This is a genomic window from Microbacterium sp. KR10-403 (genome assembly GCF_040196215.1).
Taxonomy (GTDB): domain Bacteria; phylum Actinomycetota; class Actinomycetes; order Actinomycetales; family Microbacteriaceae; genus Microbacterium.
In genome coordinates this window covers 42,796-65,532 of the sequence record NZ_JBEGDC010000004.1, presented here as the reverse complement: position 1 = coordinate 65,532, position 22,737 = coordinate 42,796, and the positions used below count along the sequence as shown (strand labels likewise).

Sequence of the window (22,737 nt, the reverse complement as noted above, 5' to 3'; positions counted from 1 at the left end):
ATCGTTTCGGAGAAGTCTGGCAGAAACCGGCACGGGATGCCAGAGGTCACAGATCTGGCAGAGCCGGGGCGCCGCGGGGAGGCGCTCAGTCGCGCACGGCGACCGCGCCCGGCGTCACGCCGTGGCGGCGGCGGAACGCCGCGACGAACGCGCTCGTGCTGCGGTAGCCGGCCGCGCGGGCGGCGGCCGCGACGCTCTCGCCGCGCTCCAGCAGCTCGCGCCCGTGGGCGAGCCGCACATCGGTGCGCCAGGTGCCGAACGACATGCCGGTGTCGCGGCGGAAGTGCCGCTGCACCGTGCGGCTGCTCATGTGCATGCGCAGGGCGAGCTCCTCGAGGTCGGCCGGGTGCGCCGGCGCGTCGAGGATGGCCTGCGCGAGCCGGCGCACGCGGGGATCGTGCGGCAGCGGCGTGCAGGCGTCGCCTGCGCTGCGCAGGAGAGTGGATGCCGCGGCCCGCGCACTCGCGACCGCGTCGTCCGCCGCCAGGCCCGGCTGCAGCAGCACGCGCGCACACGTCTCGAGCGCGGGGGTGCGGGCGATCGGCGTGGGGGTCTGCGCGGTGCCGGGGGGCAGCTGCAGCGGGAACACGATCGAGTCGGGCCGCGGCACGACCCGGTGCACGGTGCCGGCGGGGATCAGCAGCGCCGTCTCGGTGTCGACGCGCCAGCGCTGCGCGCCGATCTCGATGCGGCAGGCGCCCGCGACCACCCAGGTGAGCTCGTCGGCCTCGTGCACGTGCTCGATCGCGTCGACCAGACGCACGTCTGCCAGGGTGGCGTCGAGGAGTGCGGGGCTGGTCATGGCAGAGGTGTCCGTTGCGCGATAGCGGTTGTCTGATTCTAGCGATCACCTGAGGATAGGCAAACCTAACCTGGTCACATGACCGCGACATCCGCCCACGCGTCCGTGACCACGGTGATGCATCCGCTGCGCTCGCGGCTGCTGACCGTGACGGCGCTCGACGACATCGGTCCGCGCATGCGGCGCGTCACGCTCGGGGGAGAGGATCTCGAGGCAGACTTCCCCGCGCCGCCGTTCGCCGCGCCCGATCACGTGAAGATCGTCGTGCCCGACCCGGTGAGCGGCGACATCCCTCTGCCGCCGATCGTCGACGACCGACTGGGGCGCGCCCCCGGTGCCGAGCCGATCTTCCGCGACTACACCGTGCGTCGCGTCGACGCCGACCGCCTCGTGCTCGACTTCGTACTGCACGACCACGGGCCCGCGGGGCGCTGGGCCGGTGCCGCGCGGGTGGGTGACCCGCTCGGCGTGCTCGGCCCCCGCGGCTCGCACCTGTACCCCTCCGACTACGCGCGGTACGTGCTCGTGGCCGATGAGACCGCGCTGCCCGCGGTGGGTCGCTGGCTCGACGAGCCCGACTGGGACGCCGAGGTCACCGTGCTGGCCACCGTTGCGGGAGTGGACGAGTATCCGCTCCCGCCGCGGGCCCGCACCACCGTGCAGTGGCAGGTGCTGCCGGCATCCGAACGACCTGCCGCGCTCGCCGCGGCTGCCGATCTCGTCGCCGACGACGCCGACGTGTTCCTGTGGGCGGCGGGTGAGGCCGACAGCCTCAAACCGCTGCGGCGGGCGCTGCGCGAGCGCGGCGTCGACCGGGCCCGCTACGACATCGACGGGTACTGGCGGAAGGGCGTCGCCGGTCTCGACCACCACGCAGCGGACGACTGAGCCGCGGCATCCCGCCCCACCATCCGAGAGAAGAGAGACAGCACATGCATGCACGCCTGAAGACGGCCCTCGCGGCGGGAGCGGCCATCGTCGCGCTCGCGCTGAGCGGTTGCGCGGCGTCGAGCAACGCCGCCACCGACGACGCATCGGCGGCGGGCGGGGACTGGCCCCGCACCATCGAGCACGTGAACGGCAGCACCGAGATCCCGTCGCAGCCCAAGAACATCGTGTCGACCTCGATCACGCTGACCGGCACGCTGCTGGCCATCGACGCGCCGGTGACCGCCACCGCGACCACGACGCCCAGCGACATCACCGATGACGAGGGCTTCTTCAGCCAGTGGGCCGATGTGGCCCACGACCGCGGGGTCACCTCGCTCTACCCGAACCTCGAGTTCGACGAAGAGGCCGTCATCGCGGCGGCGCCCGACCTCATCGTGGTCGCCTCGACGGGGGCGGATGCCACGGCCGACCAGTACGACAAGCTCTCGGCCATCGCGCCCACCATCGTGCTGAACTACGGCGACGAGTCGTGGCAGGAGCTCGCCGAGACCCTCGGTGAGGCGACCGGCCACGAGGCCGATGCGAAGAAGGTCGTCGCCGACTTCGACCAGCACGTCGCCGACGTCGCCGCGAAGATCACGGTTCCCGAGGGCACCGCGAACGCCGTCGTGTGGAACGGCGTCGAGGGCCAGACGGCCTTCGCCAAGCCGGGCGGCGCGCACGCCGAGCTGCTGGACGCGCTCGGCTTCGACGTCGAGGGTGCACCCGACGAGTACGACCTGAACGAGACCCCGCGCGAAGACTTCGCGTTCCTCTCGATCGAGAACGTCACCTCGGCGCTGACCGGCTCGACCGTGTTCGTGGTCAGCGGCGATGACACGACGGCCGCGGACCTCTCCGGCACGAAGGTTCTCGCCAACACCCCGGCCGTGAAGGCCGGGAACGTGCACCCGCTGGGCAACACCTCGTTCCGCATCGACTACTACAGCGCGTCGCAGATCGTCGACATCGTCGAGTCCGACTTCGCGTGACCACCCTCACCACCGCCCCGCCGGCCACGCGCCGGCGGGGCACCGCACGCGGAACGGCGATCGCGGTGGCCGTCGGCCTCGCCGCGCTCGCCGTCTGCGTCGTGCTGAGCCTGTTCGTCGGCTCGCGTGAGATCGACCCCGGTGTGGTGTGGCAGGCGCTCACGCGCCCCGATCCCACCGACACCGCCCAGCTCGTGATCACCGAGCTGCGCGTGCCGCGCACGATCCTCGCGATCCTCGTCGGCATCGCCCTGGGCGTGGCCGGCACCATCATGCAGGCGCTCACCCGCAACCCGCTGGCCGAGCCGGGCATCCTCGGCGTGAACGCCGGCGCCGCGGCCGCCGCCGCCACCGGCATCGCCGTCACCGGGGGCGTCTGGGGCATGACCGGCTCATTCCTCTTCTCGTTCGCGGGCGCGGCCGCGGCATCCCTTCTCGTCGCCGCCCTCGGCGGCGTCTTCGGCCACGTTCCCGGACGGGGAGCCGACCCGGTCCGGCTGACCCTGGCCGGCGCGGCACTGGCCGTCACCCTCGCGGCGTACACCAACGCGCTGCTGCTGAACTTCCCGACCGTTTTCGACAGCTTCCGCCACTGGGCGGTCGGGTCGGTGCAGGGCCGCGGCAACGAACTCGTGCTGCCGGCCCTCCTGCTCATCGTGCCCGCCGCGCTCGTGGCGGTGCTGCTCGGACGCTCGTTCAACGCGGTCGCCCTCGGCCATGACGCCGCGCGGGCCCTGGGCGCCTCACCGCAGCGTGTGCTCGTCACCGGCGCCGTGCTCATCGTGCTGCTGGCGGGCACCGCGACCGCGGTCGCCGGGCCCATCGGCTTCGTGGGGCTCGTCGCGCCGCTGGGCGTGCGCATGCTCGTGGGGCCCGACTACCGGCGCATCCTGCCGCTGTCGGCACTGGCCGCCGCGGTGCTCGTGCTGGGCGCCGACATCATCGGGCGCATCGCCCTGCCGCCGGACGAGCTCGAGACCTCGATCGTCACCGCCCTCGTGGGCGCCCCCGTGTTCATCCTGCTCGCCCGCCGACGTCGACTGATGAGGCTGTGATGAGCGCACCCGTGCAGACCGAAACGCGGGATGCCGCGGCATCCCGCCCCGCGGGGGTCACCGTATGGCGCACGCCGGGCGAGCGCATTGCCCTGCGCTGGCGGCGACGGCCCGCGATCGTGGCATCCGTCCTCCTCCTGCTGCTCATTCCGCTGGGGCTCGGCGTGCTGCTGACCGGCACGTTCCAGATCGGTCTCGGCGACCTGTGGGCTGCAGCGACCGGCACCGCCGAGCCGTCGATCGCGCGTGTGCTCGGGCTGATCCGCGCACCCCGCCTGGTCGCCGGCATCGCCGTGGGCGCCGCCCTCGGCGTGAGCGGCGCCGTCTTCCAGTCGATCACCCGCAACCCGCTCGGCTCGCCCGACATCATCGGGTTCGTCACCGGTGCGGCGACGGGGGCGATCGTGGCGATCCTCGTGTTCGAGGCACCGCCGTGGGGCGTGTCGGCTGCCGCCGTGCTCGGCGGCGTGCTCACGGCGCTGCTCGTCGGAGCGCTGTCGCTGGGCGGCGGCAGCGGCGGCGGATACCGGATCGTGCTCGTCGGCATCGGCGCGGGTGCGCTGCTCGGTGCGGTCAACGACCTGCTGATGACGCACAGCCAGCGCGACGAGGCCCTCGCCGCGCAGATGTGGCTGGTCGGCACGCTGAACGCGCGCGGCTGGAGCGAGGTGCTGCCGACGCTGATCGCGGTGGTCGTGCTCCTGCCCGTGCTGCTGGGCGTGCGGCACGGACTCGCGGTGCTCGAACTCGGCGAGGACCAGGCGCGCCAGGTCGGTGTGCCGGTGGGCGCGGTGCGCCTGATCGCGCTCGCTGTGGCCGTCGCGCTCGCCGCGTTCGCGACGGCGACCGCGGGACCGATCGCGTTCGTCGCGCTGGCGGCGCCGCAGCTGGTCACGCGCATCGGCAAGGCGACGTCGGTGTCGCTCGTCGGCTCGGCGGCGATTGGTGCGGTGCTGCTGGTGGCCGCGGACCTCGTCTCGCAGCACCTGCCGCTGAACCTGTCGGCGCCGGTGGGACTGGTCACCGGCGTGCTCGGTGGCGTGTACCTGCTGTGGCTGCTCGGGCGCGGGCGGTGAGCGGGATGGAGAAGGAGAACGACATGGACGCGCGATTGACCGCGCAGGGCATCCGGCTCGCGTACGAGGGGCGCATCGTCGTGCCCGAGCTGAGCATCGAGATCCCCGACGGCGGGTTCACCGTCATCGTCGGCCCGAACGCCTGCGGCAAGTCGACGCTGCTGCGGGCGCTGTCGCGCCTGCTCGCGCCGCAGGCGGGGACCGTCGCCCTCGACGGTGCGCCGCTCTCCTCGCTGCGCAGCAAGGAGGTCGCCCGTCAGCTCGCGCTGCTGCCGCAGCAGGTGGCGACGCCCGATGGCATCGCCGTCACGGACCTCGTGGCGCGCGGGCGCTTTCCGCACCAGCGGCTGCTGCGTCAGTGGACGAGCGCCGACGCCGAGGCCGTCGACGAGGCGCTGCGCGTCACCGGCACGACCGATCTCGCCGACCGGCACATCGACGAGCTGTCGGGCGGGCAGCGGCAGCGGGTGCTGCTGGCGATGACGCTCGCGCAGGAGACGGGGATCCTCCTGCTCGACGAGCCCACGACGTTCCTCGACATGGCGCACCAGGTCGAGGTGCTCGAGCTGTGCCGCCGCCTGCACCGGCAGGGGCGCACGATCGTCGCCGTGCTGCACGACGTCAACCAGGCCTGCCGCTACGCCTCGCACCTCGTGGCGATGCGCGACGGTGAGGTGATCGCCACGGGTGACCCGTCCGAGCTGGTCACCCCCGCACTCATCGAGCGGGTGTTCGGCCTGGCCACGCATGTGATCGACGACCCCGTGACGGGAACGCCGCTGGTCGTGCCGCTGGCCGGGTGGGCGGCGGTGTCGTCCCGCGCGGAGGAGACGGCATGAGCACGCCGTCCGTGCCCGCGCCGGCCGTGCCGCGTGCGGCGGACGGCGGCCCGATCCGCGTCGACAGCGACGCGCACGACCGGCTGCGCCGCGGCATCCATCCCGACGAGATCAGTGCGCGGTGGCCGGTGGTCGGCGACCCGATCGAGTGGGACGGGCGGATGCTGCGCCCGGTCACCTTCGTCGCCGAGGCGCCACCGGGGCACGAGGTGATGATCCATCTCAACGGCGTCACCGACGCGCACCGCGAAGACATCGCGCCCGCCCTCATGGAGCATGTCGGCGCCGGCAGACACGCGCTGACGTATCTGCTGCCCGCCGAGCTGCGTGTGAGCTACCGCTTCGCCGCCGACCCGGTGCTGCCCCGCGACGCCGGACGCACGCGCGAGGGGTGGCTGCGCATCCACGGGCTGGGGCGGGCCGATCCGCGCAACTCGGAGACGCTGCTGAATCCGCTGGGCGCCCGGTCATCGGTGCTGACCATGCCGGAGGCGCCGCGGCATCCCGGCTGGGAGTCGCCCGGTGCCGGAGACCTGCCGATCACGACCGTGCCGTTGCCGTCGCGGCATCCCGCAACCGTCGTGCACGGTGACCCCTCGCGCGTGCTCGTGTTGTTCGACGGCGAATGGTGGGAGCGACTCGGCGTCGCCTCCGCCCTTGCGTACCGCGGCGGACCGCTGACCGTGCTCGTGCCCTCCGGCTCGCTCGCCGAGCGGGCGGCGCTGCTGCCGCATCCGGAGCGGCTGCTGCCGTATCTGGCGGAGGAGCTCGTGCCCGCCGTCGCCGAGGCGATCGGCGGGTGGGATGCCGCCCGCACCGTCGTCGCCGGCCAGAGCTTCGGGGGGCTCGCCGCCGCGCTGACGGTGTGCCTGCGGCCGGAGATCGCGCAGACCGCGATCGTGCAGTCGGGGTCGTTCCACTTCCGCGCCGGGCAGACCGAGCGTCCGCCGGCTGGTCAGACCGGCGACCTCATCGAGGGGCTTTCCAGGGCGCGGGTCTCGGGCCGATTCGTCGTGCAGGCCGGGACCGAGGAGCCCGGGATGCTGCCGGCCGCATCAGCCTTCACGGACGCCGTGCAGGCGGCTGGGGGAGACGCGTCGTTGCGGGTGTTCACCGGCGGGCACGACTTCGCCTGGTGGCGGATCGGCCTGTTCGACGCGCTTGACGCGTTCGACGCGCTCTGACACGGTGGCATGTCCCTCCTCGGTGGGGCGACCCGACGCGGTGGCGCGCAGGCCGGCCGAGAATCTGTCGCTGTTGCGCGAAGAAGGCCGCGGAACTGTGCACGGCCGCCAGATCGACGGTGGTGCCGGGGGTCTCGCCGCCTCCTTTTCGGGCCCTCCTGGGGATAAGGACGCGTCCTTATCCCCAGGAGCGTCGCGCAAACGTGCGCTCACGCCGCAGATTCCCCCGGCCGGACTGCGGGCGGCGCGGGGCGCCGTGACGCGGGTGGGCGGAGTGCCGCGCTGCGGAGTCCTCCGGCCGGGCCCGGCGCCGCGGCGCGGTTCAGCCGCGCGGCATGTATCGGCGCGGCGCGTGCGTGCGGGCGACGAGGTCGCGCAGCGCCTCGAGCGATCCGGTGACGAAGCCGGCCGCGCGCGCCTGCACGAGCAGATTGCCGAGAGCCGTCGCCTCGACCGGGCCGGCGAGCACGGCCAGCCCGGACCGGTCGGCCACGCGCTGGCAGAGCAGCTCGTTGAGCGCCCCGCCGCCGACGATGTGGATCGTGCGCACGTCGACGCCGGAGACGCGGGCCGCGGCATCCACCGTCTCGGTGAACGCCTGCGCGAGCGACTCGACGATCGCGCGTGCATACTCGGGGCGCGTGCGGGGCGGGCGCAGCGCATGCTCGGCGCACCAGGCGTCGATGCGCGCCGGCATGTCGCCCGGGGGCAGGAATCGCGCGTCCTCGATGTCGAAGACGGGCACCGTGGCGGGATCGACGACGGCGGCCTCGGCCAGGAGCGTCGACAGGTCGATCGCGGTGCCGGTGCGGTCCCATCCGCGCACAGTCTCGGTGAGCACCCAGAGCCCCATCACGTTGTGCAGCAGCCGCACGCGGCCGTCGACGCCGCCCTCGTTCGTGAAGTTCGCGGCCAGTGCCGCCTCGCTCAGCACCGGGCGCGGCACTTCGACGCCGACCAGGCCCCAGGTTCCGCACGAGATGTACGCGGCGTGCTCGGCGTCCATGGGCACCGCGACGACCGCCGACGCGGTGTCGTGCGAGCCGACCGCGGTCACCGGCAGATCGGGGCGCGCGCCGAGGGATGCGGCGACGCCGGGGCGCAGCATCCCGATCCGTTCTCCGGGAGAGACGAGCGGGGGCAGGATGCCGCCCGGCAGGCCCAGCGCGTCGATGAGGCCGTCGTCCCAGGCGTCGCCGTGCAGCAGGCCGGTGGTCGAGGCGTTCGTGCGCTCGGCGACGGCGCGGCCGGTCAGCCAGAACCCGATGAGGTCGGGGATCAACAGCGCGGTGTCGGCGACCTCGAGCACCGCGGGGTCTTCCGCGGCGAACTGATACATCGTGGTGAATGGCAGGAACTGCAGCCCGTTGCGGGCGAACAACTCGGCATGGGGCATCCGCTCGTGCACCGCAGAGACTCCGCGCTCGCCGCGCTCGTCGCGGTAGTGGAACGGGGCGCCGAGCAGGCGTCCGTCGCGCAGCAGAGCGTAGTCGACCGCCCACGAGTCCACGCCGATGCTCGCGATGTCGGGCGCGGTGCCCACGGCCTCGCGCAGCCCGTCGAGCGCGGCGCTGTACAGCGCGAGCACGTCCCAGTGCAGCCCGTCGCCGAGCGGTACCGGGGTGTTCGCGAAGCGGGCGACCTGCCGGGCCTCGAGCGTGTCGGGCCCGACGCGGCCGACGATGACGCGGCCGCTGGTCGCGCCGAGGTCGATCGCGGCGACCGCGCCCTCGCTCATCGCAGGAACGCGGCGGCGACGCCGGAGTCGACGGGCACATGCAGGCCCGTGGTGCGCGAGAGCTCGGGCCCGGTCAGCACACACACCGCGTCGGCGACGTTCTCGGGCACGACCTCGCGCCCGAGGATCGTCCGGTTCGCGTAGAACTGGCCGAGGTCCTCCTCCTTGATCCCGTAGGTCGCCGCGCGCTGCGCGCCCCAGCCGCCGGCGAAGATGCCCGAGCCGCGCACGACGCCGTCGGGGTTGATGCCGTTCACGCGCACGCCATGCGCGCCGAGCTCGACGGCCAGCAGCCGCACCTGGTGCGCCTGATCGGCCTTGGTCGCGGAGTACGCGATGTTGTTCGGGCCGGCGAACACGCTGTTCTTCGACGAGACGTAGATGATGTCGCCGCCCATGCCCTGCTCGATGAGCGGGCGCGCCGCCGCACGCGAGACGAGAAACGAGCCCTTCGCCATCACGTCGTGCTGTAGATCCCAGTCCTTCTCGGTGGTCTCCAGCAGCGGCTTCGACAGCGACAGCCCGGCGTTGTTCACGACCAGGTCGATGCCGCCGAACGCGAGCAGCGTCGCGTCGATCGCCGCCTGCACGCCGTCGGCGTCGGCGACGTTCGCGGCCACGCCGATCGCGACGTCGGTCGATCCCAGCTCCGCCGCGGTCGCCTGTGCCTTCTCGAGGTCGAGGTCGGCGACGACCACGCAGGCGCCCTCGGCGGCGAGCCGGGCGGCGGTGGCCTTGCCGATGCCCGAGGCCGCCCCGGTGACGAAGGCGATGCGCCCCTGGTGACTCTTGGGCTTCGGCATCCGCTGCAGCTTGGCCTCTTCGAGCGCCCAGTACTCGATGCGGAACTTCTCCGACTCGGGGATCGGCCGGTAGCTCGACAGCGCCTCGGCGCCGCGCATCACATTGATCGCGTTCACGTAGAACTCGCCCGCGACGCGCGCGGTCTGCTTGTTCGCGCCGTACGAGAACATGCCCACGCCCGGCACGAGCACGATGAGCGGGTCGGCGCCGCGCATCGCCGGCGACGAGGCATCGGCGTGACGCTCGTAGTACGCGGCGTAGTCGGCGCGGTACTGCTCGTGGAGTTCCTTCAGACGGGTGAGGGATGCCTCGACCGACGCGTCGGCCGGCAGATCGAGCAGCATCGGCGTGACCTTGGTCCGCAGGAAGTGGTCGGGGCAGCTGGTGCCGAGCGCTGCCAGTGCGGGGGCCTTCTCGGAGGCGAGGAAGTCGAGCACCGCGGTGGAGTCGGCGTAGTGCCCGACCATCGGCTTGTCGGTCGACGCGAGCCCGCGGATGGTCGCGGCCAGCGCCGCCGCCTTCGCGTGCCGCTCGGTCTCGGGCAGCGCTTCGAAGCCCGGGCGCACCGCGCCGAAGGGAGCGTCGGCCCCGTGCTCGTCGATGTACGCCTGAGCCGTGGTGATGATCCAGAGCGAGTTCCGCTCGGCCTCATCGGACGTGTCGCCCCAGGCCGTGATGCCGTGCCCGCCGAGGATGCACCCGATCGCGGCCGGGTTGGCCGCCTTGATCGCGGCGATGTCCATTCCCAGCTGGAAGCCGGGGCGTCGCCACGGCACCCAGACGACCTTTTCGCCGAAGATCTTTCCGGTGAGCTCTTCGCCGTCGGCGGCCGTCGCGAGGGCGATGCCGGAATCGGGATGCAGGTGGTCGACGTGCGCGGCATCCACCAGTCCGTGCATCGCGGTGTCGATCGACGGCGCCGCCCCGCCCTTGCCGTGCAGGCAGTAGTCGAAGGCCGCGACCATCTCGTCCTCGCGATCGAGGCCGGGGTAGACGTCGACGAGCGCGCGCAGGCGGTCCATTCGCAGCACGGCGAGCCCCTCGGGCTTCAGGGTGCCGAGGTCTCCGCCCGAGCCCTTCACCCAGAGCAGCTCGACCGGCTCGCCCGTGACGGGATCGGTCTCGGTGCCCTTGGCCGAGGTGTTGCCCCCGGCGTAGTTCGTGTTGGCCGGGTCGGCGCCCAGCCGGTTGCTGCGCGCGATGAGGTCGGCGACGGTCGGGTTGGTCATGTCAATGCTCCAGAGACGGTGCGGAGAGGGAGAGGATGCGGCGCGCGAAGCGTGCGGCCGACATCTCGGCGGCACGCTCGTCGGGCCGGTTGAGGTGGCCGTGGCGGGTTCCTGGTTCGGTCGAGGCATCGAGCTCGACGCCCGCGGCGCGCAGGGCCCGTGCGAACTGCTCGCCCGACACCCGCAGTTCGTCGACCTCGCTGGTGATCATGATCGTGGGCGGGAAGCCCGCAAGCTCGGAGGTGGTCGCCAGGCCCGGCACGGCGTAGACGTCGGCCGCGGCCACCGGACCGCCGAGATAGTTCTCGTACATGCCGCGCAGAGCGTCGGGGCCGAAGACGTCGGCCGCCGGGTCGGCGGCGAGCGCGGCGCTCAGCGCAGCATCCGGTTCCTCCTGCACGGCGTGCAGCGTGGGATAGGCCAGCACCGCGAGGGCCGGAATGGGCCCGCGGCCGTGCAGCAGGCGCAGCGTGGCGGCGGCGGCCAGATTGCCGCCCGCGCTTGCGCCGCCGAGTGCCCACGGCCCGGATGCGAGGTCGGATGCCGCGGCCCACCCGAACGCGAAGGCCGCCTCCTGTGAGGGAACCGGGTGGTGCGCGCCGCCGTCCGATGCCAGCGCGTAGTCGACGGAGACGACCACGATCCCCTCGGCGGCCAGTCGCCGCGAGACCCAATCGGCTTCGGGCATGTCGAGGTCGCCGCCCGCGAACGCACCGCCGTGCAGCCACACCAGTCCTGGCCCGGTGGCCTCGACGGGCGCATAGATGCGCACCGGCAGCGGACCGTGAGGCCCCTCGAGGGTGCGGTCGGAGACCTGCACGTTCACGCGCCCCAGCCCGCCTGGGTGCCGCCGACGCGCTCGGCTTCGATTCTCTCCTGGTATCCGGATGCCGCATACGCGGCCATCGGGTCGGCCGGCAGTCCGCGCGAGGCGCGCCATTCGGCCAGTGCCGGTCGCACATCGGTCTGGAAGGCGTCCATGAACACCGCGTTGGCGCCCAGCACGTCGTTGGCCTTCTGAGCCGTGGCCAGGGCGTCGCGGTCGAGCAGCAGCGCCCGGGCGGTCATCTCCTGCACGTTCAGCACCGAGCGGATCTGCCCCGGGATCTTCTTCTCGATGTTGTGGCACTGGTCGAGCATGAACGCCACGTCGGGGTTGTTCAGTCCGCCGCCGCGGACCACCTCGACGAGGATGCGGAACAGCTGGAACGGGTCGGCCGCGCCCACGATCAGGTCGTCGTCGGCGTAGAAGCGCGAGTTGAAGTCGAACGAGCCGAGCCTGCCCAGGCGCAGCAGCTGCATGACGATGAACTCGATGTTGGTGCCGGGGGCATGATGCCCGGTGTCGAGGCAGACCATCGCCTTGTCGCCGAGGGCGGTCACCTGCGCGTATGAGGTGCCCCAGTCGGGCACGTCGGTGTGGTAGAACGCCGGCTCGAAGAACTTGTACTCGAGCACCAGGCGCTGGTCGTCGCCCAGGCGCGCGTAGATCTCCTCAAGTGAGGCGTGCAGCCGGTCCTGCCGGGCGCGCATGTCGTCCTGACCCGGATAGTTCGTGCCGTCGGCCAGCCAGATCTTCAGGTCACGGCTGCCCGTGGCATCCATCACGTCAATGCAGGCGAGGTGGTGGTCGATGGCCTTGCGGCGCACCGCGTCGTCGGCCGAGGTGAGCGATCCGAACTTGTAGTCGTCGTCCTGGAACGCGTTGGAGTTGATGGTGCCCAGCTGCACGCCGAGGTCTTCGGCATGCCGGCGCAGCGCGCCGAAGTCGTCGACGAGATCCCACGGGATGTGCAGGGCGACGGTGGGGGCGAGCCCCGTGAGCGCGTTGACCTGCGCGGCATCCGCCACCTTCTCGAACGGGTCACGCGGCGTGCCCGGTGTCGTGAACACCTTGAACCGGGTGCCCGAATTGCCGAAGGCCCAGCTCGGCAGTTCGATCGCCTGCTGCTCGAGCAGCGCGAGCGTGGCAGCGGGAATGGTCATGAGTTGTCGCCCTTCGTCGATGATGGTGCGGCCGACGCAAGCTGGTCGGCGAGGTTGAAGATCTCGGTCAGGCGTGTGGCGGCCTGGTCGGCACGTCCGTCCAACGATTCGAAGAACGGAGACATCTCCGCCTCCCACTCGGCGGCCACGGGCGAGGCTGCCAGATAGGCGTCGGATGCCGCGGCGTCGTCGGTCTCGAAGAAGCCGACCAGCAGTCCGTCGTCGCTGAGGAAGATCGTGTACTCCCGACGGCCGGACGCCTCGATCTCGCGCAGCATGCGGGGCCACACGCTCACGTGCCGGGCGCGGTATTCGGCGATCCGCTCGGGGCGGACCCGCAGGGTGAAGCAGACGCGTTCTGTGGTCGTCATCGCGTGCTCCGCAGGGCGTGACTCACTGGCGCTGTGAATCGTTTCATACTCTCAGATTATCCCCCGGCGGAGTCAGTGTCAAACGTCCGTCCCGCGCCCAGCGATGCCTTGACAGGGAGAGCGCGCCGACTTTAGCGTGATATCTGAAACGATCAAACCCGCGACCGCGCCCATTCTGCCGCAACCTGACGTTCGCACCGCCGCGGACAGAGAGAAGTCGCCGCCATGGCCGAATTCCGCTCACGTACCCGCATCGTCGCCGTGCGCACTTTCTTCGATGTGCGCGAGCCGGCTCCACCGCAGGATGACGAGCCCGACACGCACTGGGTGTCGGGCAAGGTCGCCAACCCTATGACGAAGTACGCGGAGTTCCGCGACAATCGCTCGATTGCGATCGGCCCGCGCGCCGGACGCGGCGTGGTCGTGCAGGTCGAGTCGGCCTCCGGGCACATCGGCACGGCGGTCGCGTCCGGCGGCCTGGCCGCCGCCGCGATCATCGAGCAGCATCTGTCCGACTACGTGGTGGGGGAGAGCGCGTTCGCGCATACTCGGATCTGGGATCGGATGTTCTGCAGCACACTGCTGTACGGCCGCAAGGGGCTCGTGCTGCACGCGATCAGCGCCGTCGACCTGGCGATCTGGGATCTGCATGGGCAGATCACCGGCTTGCCCGTGCATGAGCTCATCGGTGGCCGCATCCGCGACGCGGTGCGCGTGTACGCGACGGGCCCCGAGCCGGCGGTCGGTGCAGCCGCCGGCTTCGCGGGGGCGAAGCTCCCGCTCGTGTACGGGCCGAGCGAGGGAGAGGAGGGGTTTCGACGCAACGTCGAGATCGCCGAGGCGGCGAGTGCGTCGACCCCCGAAGGCTTCCCGCTGATGTACGACTGCTGGATGGCGCTCGACGTCGATTACGCCGCACGGCTCGCTCATGCCGTCGCCGACCTCGGCTTCACCTGGATCGAGGAGCCGCTGCCGCCCGACCAATACAGCGACCTGCGGCGGTTGCGCGCGAGGATGCCGCCGACGATGATGCTCGCGACAGGAGAGCATGAATACACGGCGAACGGATTCCGCCTGTTGTGCGAGGCGGGCGTCGATGTCGTCCAACCCGATCCCGCGTGGTGTGGCGGCCTGACGGAGATGCTGCGCATCTGGGCCGTCGCACAGGTGTTCGGGGTCAAGGTCGTTCCGCACTCTGCCGGCATGATCAGCTATCACTTCGTGGTCAGTCGGCCGGATGGCGAACTCGCAGAGTTCCCGGTGCTGTCCGCGAGTGGCGAAGCCGTCGCACCGCAGCATGCGCCGCTGTTCTCGGGTGAGGTGCTTCCCGTCGACGGCTGGGTGCGGGTGAGCGACGATCCGGGCTTCGGTCTGACGCTGAACCCCGAAGTGGGGCTCGTCCCGACGCTCGAGGCCGCCGCCCGATGACAGCGGTCCGCGTGGCGCTCGTCGGGACCGGCTGGTGGGCCACGGCCATCCATCTCCCCGCGCTGCGCGACTGCGGGGACGCGGATGTGGTGGCCGTCTGCGACCCCGACCTCTCGCGTGCTCGGCGTGTGGCCGAGAAAAACGGCATACCGCGGGTGTTCGCGTCGATCGACGAGTTGATCTCAGCCGGCACCGCCGATGCCGTGATCATCGCGACGCCTCACGTGACGCACTTCCCCCTCGCGAGCGCGTGCCTGGACGCCGGGCTGCATGTGTTGGTCGAGAAGCCGATGACTCTGACGGCGGCTGATGCCTTCGCGCTGGTCGAGAAGGCAGAGCGTGTCGGCCGGCACCTTGCAATCGGTTACACGTACCAGTACGCGTCGACGGCGCCATTCGTGCGGCAGGCGGTTCAGCGCGGCATCGGTGATCTCGTCCAGGTCGTGGTCGAGTTCACCTCGAACGCCGGCGACTTGTACGCGCGCGCAAGCGAGGCCGATGACGAACGTCCCGACGCGCCGCACCCGGGTGCGTATTCGCGCGCGAACGGCGGCGGGCAGGCGCACACCCAGCTCACGCACGCGATGGGAATGCTGTGCTGGGCCACGGGGCGGCAGATCGCCGAGGTCTCGGCGTTCACCGACGACCGCGGACTCGACGTCGACGTCGTCGACGCCGCGGCGTTCCGGTTCACAGGCGGAGGGATCGGAGTCGCGGCATCCACGGGCACCGACGTCAACGGACGAGAGGTGCGCCATCACGTGCGCTACATCGGCACTGAGCGCACCATCGAGCAGAATCTGCTCAGCGGCGACGTGCGCGTGCTGTCGGAGGCTGGTGAGATCGAGACGTTCACTGCTGACGCAGGGGGCAGCACGTACCGGTCGGAGAGACCGTCGCAGGCGTTCATCGAGCTCATTCGCGGCATCGGCCCGAATCTGTCGCCGGTGAGGCCCGCGGCGGCGACGGTCGCCTTTCTCGAGGCGATGCTCGAGGCCGCCCGTACCGGGCGGCGCGTTGTCGTGCCGCAGCTGCCGCCCATCGTCAGATGATGCCTCGGCGGGCCGCCCAGACGGCGACCTGGATCGGCGCCCGCGCGCCGAACCGGTCGCGCATGGCGTGCGTGTGCCGCCGGACGGTGCGAGCCGAGACATTCAGCTCGCGCGCTATCGAGTCGATGGCGTGACCCTCGGCCACGAGTCTGAGGATCACGAGATCGAGGTCGGAGAACTCCTCACGGCGCATGGCGGCGCCGCGCGCTCGGGTGGGAAGCGGTCGCGCGCCGTCGGTGTGGGCTGAGGTTCCGATCGATCCGTGCCAAGACATCATGAGCTCCCTCGCTCCGTCTTCAGCGCAATTCGGGTCGCACGCCGAGAATAAAACGTTTCATTGTTGTATCGGATGTCAGCATACCGAGCGTGCATGCGCCGAGCAAGCGATCGCTCCGTGTGGTGCAGGGCGGATTCTTCGCGGCCTGTGTCCGGAACCGGCCATGTTTGTCGGGATCGCTTGACGCCGTGCGGTCTGCTTCGCGACCCTGCCGAGAGAGGAAATTCGCCGGTCAGAGAGGACAGCTGATGAAACGTAACAAGCGACCATGGGCACGATGGGGTGTCCCCGTCTCCGCACTGACAGCGATGCTGCTGTGCCTCGGCTCGGTGGCGCCGGCCCAGGCGGAGGAGATCCCTGTCCCCGCGAACGGCGACGCGGCTGCGGCATCCATCGGGATCTCGCATGTGACCGTCGGCGCCGACACCATCACCGTGACCGGCACAGTGCCGGCCGGTGACGCGGGAGCGACCGTGACGGTCACCGAGTCCGGCGCGCAGGTGTCGGGGGAGGACGGATCCGCGTTCGGCACGGCGACGGCCGATGCCGATGGTGGCTTCAGCGTCACCGGACCCCGCGAGACCGCCTCCGGAGAGGACGGCCTCTACGATGCGTTCACCGCGAGTGTCGACGGCGCCGGCGTGGGCACGGCCCGCTTCGCGGACGCTCTGGACTTCACATCGGTGAACACGGACGCCTATCCGGACATCGCCGACAAGAAGGGCCTCCAGGTGCAGATGACCGACGACGCGGAGAGCCTGGGCGTGCAGCACGCGGCTCTGAACGTCGACCTCGGCACGCTCATGCTGAATACGCAGGTCAGCGACGACGACATCGCGTTCACGAGCAACGGGCGTACCTACTACTTCGACGCGTCGGTGGTCGAGGGGCTGGACACGCAGATCAAGGCGCTGTCCGACAACGGCGTGCTAGTCAATCTCATCCTGCTGGTGTACCGGCACGACGGCGTCGCCACGAGCGCCTACCACCAGCTCGGCGATCCCGACGCGTCCAGCGCCGACGGCGCCGGCCCGATCGTCGGGTTCAACATGACGACCGCCGAGGGTGTGGCGTATTACACGGCCGCCATGGAGTTCATCGCGAGCCGGTGGACCCGTCCCGACCAGAAATACGGTCAGGCGCTCGGTTACATCGTCGGCAACGAGGTCGACGCACAGTGGGCGTGGGCGAACGCCGGGGACAAGACGGTCGACGAGTTCGTCGATTCCTATTCTCGTGCGCTGCGGATCACATCGCTCGCGACGCGCAAGTACGATGCGGCTGCCCGGACCTACACCTCGCTCGATCACAACTGGACAGCCCTGTCCGGAAGCAACCCCGACAACGACAACCCCACTCGCTACTACTCGTCGAAGCAGATCGTCGACGCACTGACGACGGCGTCGCAGACGTCGGGTGACTTCCCGTGGGATGTCGCATTCCATCCGTATCCGCAGAACCTGTTCGATCCCGCGTTCTGGAACGACACGCAGGCCACCGAGGACTTCGACACACCGCTGATCACCTTCAAGAACATCGAGGTGCTCACCGAGTATCTGCAGCAGTCGGACCTGGAGTACCAGGGGGAGCAGCGGCGCGTGATCCTCTCCGAGCAGGGATGCAACACGCCAGGGGCGGGCGACTCGCTCACCGAGGACGCAGAGAAGCTGCAGGCGGCGTGCTTCGCGTACGCCTACTACAAGATTCGCTTCTCCGACGGCATCGATGCCTTCATCCTTCACCGGCATGTCGACCACAGGCAGGAGGGCGGGCTGAATCTGGGACTGTGGACGGCGGACTACTCGACGACGTTCCCCGCGACGCCGCTGAAGAAGAAGTACATCTACGACGTCTACAAGTACATCGACACCGCGCGATCGTTGGAGGTGACCGACTTCGCGAAGAAGATCATCGGCATCTCCGACTGGTCCGATGTCATCCCCGGCTTCGACGCGTCGAAGCTCGACCAGCGGGCCATCACGCAGACCGTCGGTGCCCGGGTGGACGCCCGCACGCAGGGCGCGAGTTCGCTCGGCCGGTTCTCGCGTGGCGTCGACGGATGGGCGCCCTCCGACAATGCGTCGACGGCCACCGTCACGAACGGCGTGCTGCACGTGGGTACGCAGTCCGGCACCTTCGCCTCGCAGTACCGCGGCGTCGTGAAGGACTTCGGCACACGTGCACCGAACGTGAGCGGACAGTGGCTGACCGCGCGGGTACGGATACCGTCTGCAACGCACCTGGGTGCCGAGACGGTCGTCGAGCTGACGGCGACGCTGGCATCGGGGCAGAAGGTCGAGGGTCAGGGGCGCATCGCCGCCGACGGCTCATTCCACACTGTGGCGCTGCGTGTGCCGAAGCAGCGCGGGGCGACCCTGGACACGCTCAAGGTGCGCGTGCGGGGCACCGGCTCCGCACAGCCCGACGCGACGTTCGACGTGGCCTCTGTCGCCACCGCGCGCAGCGTGGGATCGTCTCGCCGGACGAACGTCCTCGTCTCTGCCGGGGTCGCCAGCGCCGACCTGATCGGCACGACCCTGTCGGTGACGGTGACGAACCTCGACTCGGAGAAGTTGCACGGCACCGCGAGCGTGCGCGCCGACTGCGGCGACTACGCCGTGGTCGAGCGCCGGGTGCGGTTGCCGAAGACCGCCTTCGGGGCCTCGTCGACGGTCGACTTCACGGTGACCGGCGCCACAGCCGATGCGTCGACGGCGTGCGTCGTCGTGGACGGCACGGCCTTCACGGTGCCGGTGGTCGTGCCGCCGCCGGTGGACCACCTGCTGTACGACTTCGAGTCGGACGCCTCCGGCTGGGTCGCCGGGGATGCCACGGCCTCCGTCGCGCGCGTCACGTCGATGGCGAACGGCCCGGGTGCGCCGAAAGAGGGCTCCGGGATGCTGCAGGCCAACGCGACCGCGTCGCCGGCCACGACCCCGCACGTCATCTCGGTGACGCCGGACGAGCCGATCGACCTCGGGGATGCGGCCAGCGTGCACCTGTGGGGCGACTCGTACGGCGGGGCTCCCGGGGCGACCGGATACGTCATGACGTTCACCCTGACCGGGGAGGACGGCACGACCCGAACGGTGACCGACGCCGACTTCACTCCGGACTCGTGGAACCAACTCGTCGTCGACGTCTCCGACTGGTCGGGTCGGTCGGCCGTCGTGTCGATGAGCGTGTCGTTCGCAGCGGTGGGCAGCACCTATCCGACCTGGAACCCGAGCTTCCAGATCGACGGGATCGGCTTCTTCACCAGCTGACACCGGGTGAGGCCCCCGGACGCGCGTCTTCGCGGCCGGGGGCCTCGCGGCGTCGCGGGGCGGGAGTCGCGCCCTGCCGGATCACGATGCGGATTCGACGTTCTGTGAGCCGTTTACCGGACGACGACGGTATGTTATGCTCATCGAAATGAAACGTTCCACAAGCGGATTCATTTTCCTGTCCCCCTGTACGCAGCTCGACGACGAGAGGCTGGAATGGCTACAGTCACTGAGGTTCTGACCACTCGATCCAACGACGGTCGCAGGGTGAAGGCGGCCCGTCGCCGAAAGCCGATCCGCTGGTTCGCCTACCTGTCGCTGCTGCCGCTGCTGGTGCTCATCGGCCTCTTCGCCTACTACCCGGCGATCTCGGGGGTCTTCTGGTCCTTCTTCGACTGGGTGCCCGCCGGCGACTCCACGTTCCTCGGCTTCGGCAACTACCTGACCATGATGCAGGACGAGATCTGGTGGCAGTCGTTTCGCAACCTCGGCGTGATCTTCGTCTTCGGAATCGTGTCGTGGATCCTCCCACTGATCGCCGCAGAGCTGCTGATCTCGCTGCGCAGCGCGCGTTGGCAGTACGTCATCCGCACGCTCCTGATCATCCCGATGGCCTTCCCCGGTGTGGTGACCGCGCTCGTGTGGGGGTTCTTCTACGACCCGAACTCCGGCGTCATCAACAAGGGGCTCGAGGCGATCGGACTCGGCGCCTTGGCGCACAACTGGATCGGCGACCCCGACACCGCACTTCTCGCACTGCTGTTCGTCGGCTTCCCCTTCATCGCGGGCCTTCCGTTCCTCATCTTCTACTCGAGCCTGCAGAACATCCCCGCAGAGGTCCTCGAGGCGGCGGAACTCGACGGCGTCGGGCGCGTGCGCCGGTTCTGGACGATCGACCTGCCGCTGATGGCGAGCCAGATCCGCATCCTCGTGTTCTTGGCGGTCATCGGCACCCTGCAGTACGGGTTCATCGCCTACCTGCTCACCAAGGGCGGACCGGACAACGCGACGGTCGTGCCGGTGCTGCGCACGATCGACGTCGCCTTCAGCGCCGCGGACTGGGGATACGCAGCGGCACTCTCGACCGCACTGTTCGTCATCACGCTCGGCTTCAGCGCGTTCGTGGTGTTCGTCCGCCGGAAGGACACCGGCGCGGCCGACGGCGGTGAGATGTGAGCACGCGGATCGAAGAAACGAGGACGGGTGAGATGAGCGCGAGTTCAGTGATCATGGACGGCACTGCGGAGTCCGCGAAGGGTCGGCGCGGCGCCGTCGTCAAGACGCGCAAGCGGCAGTTCGGGGTGAAGACGGCGCTGCTGCTGTTCGTGGTGGTGTCACTGGCCCCGTACCTGTTCATGCTCATCACGTCGTTCAAGACGAATCAGCAGTTCGCGGAGAACTTCTGGCAGCCGGTCTTCCCGATGCACTTCGAGAACTTCGCGGTCGCGTGGGACCAGGTGGCGCCGTATCTGTGGAACTCGATCTTCGTGTCCGCAGCATCCATCGTCGCGATCCTCGTGATCGCCTCGATCGCCGGATTCGTCCTCGCCCGCTATCGCTTCCTCGGGGGCGGCGTCATCTACGGTGCCGTGCTCGTGCTGATGGCCGTTCCCTCGATCACGAGCCTCATCCCGCTGTTCGTCCTCATGCGCCAGCTGGGGATGCTGAACACCTACTTGGCGCTCGTGATCCCGTACACGACGGGCGGCATCATCCTGGGCACGATCCTCATCCGCAATTTCGTGCAGGGCATCCCGCAGACGATCTTCGATGCGGCGCGGATGGACGGGGCGAGCGATCTGCGGATGTACCGATCGATCATGCTCCCGCTGTCGTTGCCGGTGCTCGGAACGATCGCGCTCATGACAGTCAGCTCGGTCTGGAATGACTTCTTCTGGCCGCTGCTGGTCATCTCCGACAACAGCCTGCGGACGGTGTCGGTGGGCCTGCAGTTCTTCCAGGGCCAGAACGCCACGGCGTGGGGCCCGCTGATGGCGGGATATCTCATCGCGAGCCTTCCGCTCGTCATTCTGTTCACCTTCCTGTCCAAGTACTTCCTCGCCGGCGTGCAGGGCGGGGTCACCGGGGCGCATTAGCGCTCGACTGCGGGAGAAGGTCGCCGCAGCACAGCTGTACCCATAAATTGAGACGATTCACAGGTGAAGTCGTCCATCACAAGAGAAAGAGAATCACATGAGCACGTGGAAGAGGTCCCGCCTCGTTCGGGCGGCGGGAGGAACGCTGGCCCTGGCGCTGGGCACCGCAATGGCGCTGACCGGCTGTTCGGGTGGAGGAGCGTCCAACGGCAAGGTGACGATCACCTTGACCGGTCCCAACCAGTTCACCGCGGACACCGACAGCTTCGGTCCCGCATGGGACAAGCTGGTGGCGGCCTTCGAGAAGGAGAACCCCGACATCACGTTGAAGACGAATGTGCTGCCGATCGCCTCGTGGAACCAGGCGTCGACGACACAATTGTCGGCCGGCACGGCCACAGAGCTCATCTTCAACCAGACCACGCACAAGCCCGACCAGGTGCACAGCCTTGATGAATACCTGGAGAAGCCGAATCCCTTCATCCCCGGGAACAAGAAGTGGATCGATGCCTTCAACGACCAGTACTTCGGCGGTGACCAACAGCTCGGCGTCAACTCGCAGGGCCACTACGAGTGGATCCCGTTCAACCTCGTCGGCATCGCGATCTACTACAACGACGACATCCTGAAGAAGGTCGGCGTCGACCCCGCCGATCTGTCGACGTTCTCCGGGTTCGTGCAGAGCTGCACCGCGCTGAAGGATGCCGGCTACGTGCCGCTGGCGACCGACAACGGCAACCTTACGCAGGGCTGGGAGATGGATGCGATCGCCTCGACGCTGTTCGACGATGTCGTCGATCAGCTCAACCAGTTCGACAACGCGGGCAACCCCGGCACAGCGAACCCGATCGCGGCGAAGAGCGTCGTGAAGGGCGTGCTCACGGGCGACCTGGACCTGACGACATCCCCGCAGGTCGCGGACTCGTACACGCTGCTCAAGAAGCTGAACGACGCCTGCGCCACCCCGAACTGGTCGGGCGTGACGGGATCGGGTGCGTTCACCGGTGGAACCGACTTCCAGGCCGGCAAGGCTGCCATGGCATGGGGCACCAACTTCGCGTCCACGAACCTGAGCGACTCCGACTTCACGTATGGGACGATCACCTTCCCGACGGTCGAGAAGAGCGACTCGCAGTACGCGTCGGGTGAAGACGCGCAGTTCGGCGTCTCGACGGGCGGCACGTCGTACATGATCCCCTCGTACATCAAGGGGGAGAAGCTCGACGCCGCGGTGAAGTTCCTGCAGTTCGTCTCGAGCCCCAACGTCCAGGAGTGGCTCAACGGGACGGGGAGCATCCCGGCGATCAACGGACTGGACACCCCTCCGGGCCTGGACGCGTTCACCGATGGCCGCTGGGCGAGCGCTGCGCCGCAGGGACAGAACGGCGCATTCGTCGAGTCGCCTGCCGCGCTGGCGGGCAAAAACCCGTATGAGGGTTACCTGCTGGGTTCGACGTCGCTCCAGGATTCGCTGAAGACGGCGCAGAAGAACAACGAGACCTGGGCCAAGGAACAGGTCAAGGATGCCGGTTGGACGGACGACTGGGCCAAGTAACACGGTCTTGGCGCAGCCCCGGCCGGGTCGCATCGGCGGCCCGGTTCGGGGCTGCGC

The 22,737-nt window shown here is 69.7% G+C and carries 19 protein-coding genes; 12 read left to right on the top strand and 7 right to left on the bottom strand.

The genetic code is table 11. From position 1 onward, the window contains the following. Positions 1 to 85 precede the first annotated feature (85 nt). Entirely contained in the window at positions 86 to 802 is a 717-nt protein-coding gene (locus tag ABMQ42_RS09650; RefSeq protein WP_349722772.1) for a helix-turn-helix transcriptional regulator, read from the bottom strand. A gap of 78 nt (positions 803 to 880) precedes the next feature. On the opposite strand from ABMQ42_RS09650, the gene ABMQ42_RS09645 reads away from it, so the two are divergent. Genes ABMQ42_RS09645 through ABMQ42_RS09620 form a run of 6 tightly spaced genes read left to right on the top strand, consistent with a single transcriptional unit; the run spans position 881 to position 6,878 of the window. Next, complete coding sequence (locus tag ABMQ42_RS09645) at positions 881 to 1,690, top strand: siderophore-interacting protein (protein ID WP_349722771.1); 810 nt, start codon at positions 881 to 883, stop codon at positions 1,688 to 1,690. 44 nt (positions 1,691 to 1,734) lie between these two features. Beyond that, on the top strand, positions 1,735 to 2,724 hold the full coding sequence (gene fepB, locus ABMQ42_RS09640; protein WP_349722770.1) for a Fe2+-enterobactin ABC transporter substrate-binding protein: 990 nt from the start codon (positions 1,735 to 1,737) through the stop codon (positions 2,722 to 2,724). Then, positions 2,721 to 3,779 carry a FecCD family ABC transporter permease gene (locus tag ABMQ42_RS09635; RefSeq protein ID WP_349722769.1) on the top strand — a complete coding sequence of 353 codons (1,059 nt, stop codon included), beginning with the start codon at positions 2,721 to 2,723 and terminating at the stop codon, positions 3,777 to 3,779. Before fepB ends, ABMQ42_RS09635 begins: the two co-directional genes overlap by 4 nt. Then, positions 3,779 to 4,855, top strand: coding sequence for a FecCD family ABC transporter permease (locus tag ABMQ42_RS09630; protein ID WP_349722768.1), 1,077 nt, complete (start codon positions 3,779 to 3,781; stop codon positions 4,853 to 4,855). The genes ABMQ42_RS09635 and ABMQ42_RS09630 overlap by 1 nt, the downstream gene beginning before the upstream one ends. 23 nt (positions 4,856 to 4,878) lie before the next feature. After that, complete coding sequence (locus ABMQ42_RS09625; RefSeq protein ID WP_349722767.1) at positions 4,879 to 5,694, top strand: ABC transporter ATP-binding protein; 816 nt, start codon at positions 4,879 to 4,881, stop codon at positions 5,692 to 5,694. Next, positions 5,691 to 6,878 carry an enterochelin esterase domain-containing protein gene (locus ABMQ42_RS09620; protein WP_349722766.1) on the top strand — a complete coding sequence of 396 codons (1,188 nt, stop codon included), beginning with the start codon at positions 5,691 to 5,693 and terminating at the stop codon, positions 6,876 to 6,878. The genes ABMQ42_RS09625 and ABMQ42_RS09620 overlap by 4 nt, the downstream gene beginning before the upstream one ends. 322 nt (positions 6,879 to 7,200) lie before the next feature. On the opposite strand, the gene ABMQ42_RS09615 is transcribed toward ABMQ42_RS09620, so the two are convergent. Genes ABMQ42_RS09615 through ABMQ42_RS09595 form a run of 5 tightly spaced genes read right to left on the bottom strand, consistent with a single transcriptional unit; the run spans position 7,201 to position 13,006 of the window. Then, entirely contained in the window at positions 7,201 to 8,616 is a 1,416-nt protein-coding gene (locus ABMQ42_RS09615) for a rhamnulokinase (protein WP_349722765.1), read from the bottom strand. Beyond that, positions 8,613 to 10,649 (bottom strand): bifunctional aldolase/short-chain dehydrogenase, encoded by a 2,037-nt coding sequence (locus tag ABMQ42_RS09610; RefSeq protein ID WP_349722764.1) that lies wholly within the window; start codon positions 10,647 to 10,649, stop codon positions 8,613 to 8,615. Before ABMQ42_RS09610 ends, ABMQ42_RS09615 begins: the two co-directional genes overlap by 4 nt. 1 nt (position 10,650) lies before the next feature. Beyond that, positions 10,651 to 11,475, bottom strand: a complete 825-nt coding sequence (locus ABMQ42_RS09605; RefSeq protein WP_349722763.1) for an alpha/beta hydrolase fold domain-containing protein — start codon at positions 11,473 to 11,475, stop codon at positions 10,651 to 10,653. Next, positions 11,472 to 12,635, bottom strand: a complete 1,164-nt coding sequence (rhaI, locus tag ABMQ42_RS09600; RefSeq protein WP_349722762.1) for an L-rhamnose isomerase — start codon at positions 12,633 to 12,635, stop codon at positions 11,472 to 11,474. Before rhaI ends, ABMQ42_RS09605 begins: the two co-directional genes overlap by 4 nt. Beyond that, positions 12,632 to 13,006 (bottom strand): L-rhamnose mutarotase, encoded by a 375-nt coding sequence (locus ABMQ42_RS09595; protein WP_349722761.1) that lies wholly within the window; start codon positions 13,004 to 13,006, stop codon positions 12,632 to 12,634. The genes rhaI and ABMQ42_RS09595 overlap by 4 nt, the downstream gene beginning before the upstream one ends. Positions 13,007 to 13,231: 225 nt before the next feature. Here ABMQ42_RS09595 and rhmD point away from each other — a divergent pair, with 225 nt between their 5' ends. Beyond that, the gene (rhmD, locus tag ABMQ42_RS09590; protein WP_349722760.1) at positions 13,232 to 14,434 is read left to right on the top strand and encodes an L-rhamnonate dehydratase; all 1,203 of its coding nucleotides are present in this window, start codon (positions 13,232 to 13,234) and stop codon (positions 14,432 to 14,434) included. Beyond that, the gene (locus ABMQ42_RS09585) at positions 14,431 to 15,486 is read left to right on the top strand and encodes a Gfo/Idh/MocA family protein (RefSeq protein WP_349722759.1); all 1,056 of its coding nucleotides are present in this window, start codon (positions 14,431 to 14,433) and stop codon (positions 15,484 to 15,486) included. The genes rhmD and ABMQ42_RS09585 overlap by 4 nt, the downstream gene beginning before the upstream one ends. Here the strand turns inward: ABMQ42_RS09585 and ABMQ42_RS09580 are convergent. Next, positions 15,479 to 15,760: a response regulator transcription factor gene (locus ABMQ42_RS09580; protein ID WP_349722758.1), complete on the bottom strand. Its 282-nt coding sequence runs from the start codon at positions 15,758 to 15,760 to the stop codon at positions 15,479 to 15,481. The two genes, ABMQ42_RS09585 and ABMQ42_RS09580, sit on opposite strands and share 8 nt — an antisense overlap. Positions 15,761 to 16,011: 251 nt before the next feature. Between ABMQ42_RS09580 and ABMQ42_RS09575 the strand changes: the two genes are divergently transcribed. The 4 genes from ABMQ42_RS09575 (at position 16,012) to ABMQ42_RS09560 (ending at position 22,680) form a co-directional block, all read left to right on the top strand. Continuing rightward, complete coding sequence (locus ABMQ42_RS09575) at positions 16,012 to 19,029, top strand: DUF5722 domain-containing protein (protein ID WP_349722757.1); 3,018 nt, start codon at positions 16,012 to 16,014, stop codon at positions 19,027 to 19,029. Between the two features lie 267 nt (positions 19,030 to 19,296). Continuing rightward, positions 19,297 to 20,205: a carbohydrate ABC transporter permease gene (locus ABMQ42_RS09570; RefSeq protein ID WP_349722756.1), complete on the top strand. Its 909-nt coding sequence runs from the start codon at positions 19,297 to 19,299 to the stop codon at positions 20,203 to 20,205. Positions 20,206 to 20,237: 32 nt separating this feature from the next. Then, positions 20,238 to 21,125 (top strand): carbohydrate ABC transporter permease, encoded by an 888-nt coding sequence (locus ABMQ42_RS09565; RefSeq protein WP_349722755.1) that lies wholly within the window; start codon positions 20,238 to 20,240, stop codon positions 21,123 to 21,125. Between the two features lie 97 nt (positions 21,126 to 21,222). Continuing rightward, on the top strand, positions 21,223 to 22,680 hold the full coding sequence (locus ABMQ42_RS09560) for an ABC transporter substrate-binding protein (protein ID WP_349722754.1): 1,458 nt from the start codon (positions 21,223 to 21,225) through the stop codon (positions 22,678 to 22,680). Positions 22,681 to 22,737: the final 57 nt, after the last annotated feature.